At 66.5% G+C, this 3,424-nt stretch carries 5 protein-coding genes; 2 read left to right on the forward strand and 3 right to left on the reverse strand.

Annotated features, from left to right (window positions below):
• On the forward strand, positions 1–511 hold a 511-nt coding region (locus tag AC27KI_RS21020; RefSeq protein WP_487115647.1), incomplete at its 5' end, for a methyl-accepting chemotaxis protein.
• 66 nt (positions 512–577) lie between these two features.
• Here AC27KI_RS21020 and AC27KI_RS21025 read toward each other — a convergent pair.
• Complete coding sequence (locus tag AC27KI_RS21025; protein WP_487089955.1) at positions 578–1,447, reverse strand: LysR family transcriptional regulator; 870 nt, start codon at positions 1,445–1,447, stop codon at positions 578–580.
• A gap of 95 nt (positions 1,448–1,542) precedes the next feature.
• Here AC27KI_RS21025 and AC27KI_RS21030 point away from each other — a divergent pair, with 95 nt between their 5' ends.
• The gene (locus AC27KI_RS21030; RefSeq protein WP_487089954.1) at positions 1,543–2,469 is read left to right on the forward strand and encodes a DMT family transporter; all 927 of its coding nucleotides are present in this window, start codon (positions 1,543–1,545) and stop codon (positions 2,467–2,469) included.
• 193 nt (positions 2,470–2,662) lie between these two features.
• On the opposite strand, the gene AC27KI_RS21035 is transcribed toward AC27KI_RS21030, so the two are convergent.
• Positions 2,663–3,070: a GFA family protein gene (locus tag AC27KI_RS21035; RefSeq protein WP_284402811.1), complete on the reverse strand. Its 408-nt coding sequence runs from the start codon at positions 3,068–3,070 to the stop codon at positions 2,663–2,665.
• 36 nt (positions 3,071–3,106) lie between these two features.
• A partial coding sequence (locus tag AC27KI_RS21040; RefSeq protein ID WP_487115649.1) for a VOC family protein occupies positions 3,107–3,424 on the reverse strand: 318 nt, incomplete at its 5' end.

Consider the following 3,424-nt stretch of genomic DNA (forward strand, 5'->3'; position numbering starts at 1 on the left):
CCAGACCAACATCCTGGCGCTGAATGCCGCCGTCGAGGCCGCACGGGCCGGCGAGCAGGGCCGCGGCTTCGCGGTGGTGGCCAGCGAGGTGCGCAGCCTGGCCGGCCGCTCGGCCGACGCGGCCAAGGAGATCAAGGCCCTCATCGGCAACTCGGTCGAGAAGGTGGCGGCCGGCTCCCGCCTGGTGCAGGACGCGGGCACGACCATGGAAGAGATCGTGAGCAGCGTGCAGCGCGTGAGCGACATCATCGGGGAGATCACCGCTGCCACCTCCGAGCAGTCGGACGGCATCCGCCAGGTGAACACCGCCGTCAACCAGCTCGACCAGATGACCCAGCAGAACGCGGCCCTGGTGGAGGAATCCGCAGCCGCCGCGGAAAGCCTGAACGACCAGGCCAGCCGCTTGGCGGCGACGGTGGCGCGGTTCCGGCTCAATGCGATGGGCAGCGCGGGACTGGCACGGGGGGCGCTTGCTGCGGCCTCGGGGTCGGGAGCGCCGCGCCTTCAATGAGAGAGCGCGGGTGCAGGCCGGGTGACAACCCGCTTGCCGAAACCGCACGCCATCGAGGCGCCGGGCCTATGGCCTGGCCAGCGTTTTCAGCAGCTGCTCTTCCATGGCGTCCACTGCCGCCGAGTGCCTGGATGCCTTGCTGCGCAGCGCGGCCACTTCCATGGAAATCAAGGGGGGCAGTTCGAATCCCGCGGGCAGGCTCTGCAATACCTGGAGATGGGCAGGCACGCTGCAGTGGGTAAAAACCGCGACGGCAAGGCCGCTTTCCACCGCGGCCAGTTGTCCTGCTAGGCTCGAGCTGTGGTACACGACCCGGTAGGCCCGGCGATGGGCCGCGAGGCTGGACAGCGCCGCGGTCCTGGCCATGCTGCCTTCCTCGTAGACGGCAATGGGCAGCGGGGTCTTGCGCCACACCTCATGCTGCGCAGCGCCGGCCCAGACCAAGGGCTCCTGAAAGAGAAGCCGGCCCCGTTTCGGCTTGTCGCGGGACACGAGCGCCAGGTCCAACTCACCCCGTACCACCTTGGGGATGAGCGAAGTGGATTGCTCGCAGGTCAACTCGATCTCCACCCCCAGGTAGCGGCCCGCAAAGCTGCGCAACACCGGTGTCAGGTAGGTCGATGCATAGTCATCGGGAACGCCGAGCCGCACGCGCCCGGACAGGTCCGGCCCGAAAAGCGCCGTCTGCGCCTCCGTCTGAAGGGCCAGCATGCGGCGCGCATAGCCCAGCAGCTCGGCGCCCGCTGGCGTCAGTTGCAGGTGGTGCGGCCCGCGCAGCAGCACCGGCCGTTCCAAGGCGGCCTCCAGTTTCTTGATCTGCATGCTCACGGCCGCCTGGGAGCGGTGAACCAGGGGTGCTGCCGCCGAAAGCGAGCCCGCATCCACGACCGCCACAAAGGCGCGCAGCCAGTCGATTTGCAGATCGGGGTAGGTCATTGAATGCGCTCGATCCTCTTTGAATTCGATTGTCGAATACTAAGCGATTGAACTATTTGCTTTACGGCAGCCCGCTGCGGCATGAGCATCGGGACATGGACCACAAGCCTTCCGCCACGTTTCAACCATCGCTCCCCCCCGAGGTGGGCGCTTGTGCCAAGCGGGAAGCGCAGGGCCAATGGCTGATGATCGCGGGCGGCCTGCTGCTGGGCACCGTCGGCGTGTTCGTCGAAGAGGCAAATCAACACCCTCTGGTGACCGTGCTGTTTCGCTGCGCATTCGGAGCGCTGGCGTTGCTGGCATGGGGCATGGCAACCGGCCGAACCCGAGAGCTTCCCCTGCGCGGTCGCAGCGGGTGGATCGTCTGCGCGACGGGCTGCCTGATGGTCGTGAACTGGGCGCTGTTCTTTGCCGCCATACCGCGCACGTCGATTGCCGTCGCGACGGTGGTCTTCCACATTCAGCCGGTGTGGATCATGGTGTTCGGTGCGCTGGTGCTCCGCGAGCATGTCACTGCGGCGCAGAAAGCGGCAACCGCCGTGGCATTGGGCGGTCTGGTCTTGACGACCGGCCTGTGGGGCAGTGGCTCCGTGGCCGGCGCATCGGGGGTGGACTATCTCACGGGTTTGCTGATGTGCCTGGGCGGATCGCTCAGCTATGCGGGCGTGACGATCATCGCCAAGACAGAGAAGGTCGTCACCCCGTTCGCGCTGGCGTGGTGGCAGTGCGCGGTGGGAACGCTGGTGCTGCTATGGGTTCCATGGGCACATGGTTGGCCCTCGGACGCCGCCGCATGGGCCTGGCTGGCCGGACTGGGCGTGCTGCATACCGGTCTGGCCTATGCCATTTTGTTCACGGCAATGGCCTGCCTGACTCTGGGCAGGGTCGCTGTGCTGCAGTATGTCTATCCATTGACGGCAGTGCTGCTGGATTGGGCGGTCTATGGCCGGATGCTGAGCGCGACCCAACTGGCAGGCGTCGGCCTGATGGCTCTGGCGCTCTTCGTCATCAAGACCCGATAGCCCGGTCACGCGACTTGGAGTGGAAGGCGCGCCCGCATGCCGCGCCAAGAGTCCTCTCGCGAAAGATGTTTTGGCGGCCGGCTTCTGCCGACACGCCCGTCAGAGGCCATTCGCCAGGCTTTGCAGATGGAGGCACCCGGCAGCTTCTGCGAACCTGCAGGGTTGCAGTGGCACGGGCACCGCCCTGCCCGGCTCACGGCTGCCCGTCGAACGACTCCACACTGTCTGGCAGGCCCACCCAATCGTGACGACGCCGTGTCCAGATCTGGCGCTGCGGGGTGCCCAGCTCTTGCCGTTGCTTCAAAGTGCCGATCCGCAACGAGTAGGACTGCGGATTCTCGAGCGCACAGGCATACAGCGAACTCCCGCAGACTTCGCAAAACGCGAGCAGGCGCTGGTTGCCGCTGGCGGCTGTCTTGGTGTAGGTGCGGGGCTGCCCCTTGATCAGCCGGAACCCGTCTGCCGGCGCGGCGATGTTTGCCCGGAAGGCGGAGCCGGATTGGGCTTGGCAGTCCGCGCAGTGGCAGACCGTCGTGGTGCCAGGCTGTACCTGCGCTTCGTATTCGATGGCGCCGCAGTAGCAGCTTCCTTCAACCTTCATCGTTGGCTCCTTTGGCCTTGGTGTCGGATTGCCACTTCACTCCTGCGGCAGATGGCACACCGCTTCCACGTTGTGACCATCCGGCCCGATGACGAAAGCGGCGTAATAGTGCGGGTGGTAGTGCAGGCGCAGTCCGGGAGGGCCATTGTCCTGCCCCCCGGCTTCGATCGCCGCACGATGGAACGCGTCCACCTGGCGCCGGCTTTCCGCCGTGAACGCCAGGTGCAGCGGGCTCGGCCGGTCTTCGGCATCGTAGATCCAGAGCGAGGGTTTGCCGTTCTTGCCCAGGCCTGCCCCGTGCGGCCCCTTCATGGCGACGGCGATCCCCAGGGGCGCCAGTGCGCGCAGGAAAAA

Source organism: Acidovorax sp. KPB24-03 (genome assembly GCF_057546605.1).

Coding starts and splice junctions, on each gene's coding strand:
- AC27KI_RS21025 (WP_487089955.1), bottom strand. CDS start 1,447: ATGACCTACCCCGATCTGCAAATCGACTGGCTGCGCGCCTTTGTGGCG.
- AC27KI_RS21030 (WP_487089954.1), top strand. CDS start 1,543: ATGGACCACAAGCCTTCCGCCACGTTTCAACCATCGCTCCCCCCCGAG.
- AC27KI_RS21035 (WP_284402811.1), bottom strand. CDS start 3,070: ATGAAGGTTGAAGGAAGCTGCTACTGCGGCGCCATCGAATACGAAGCG.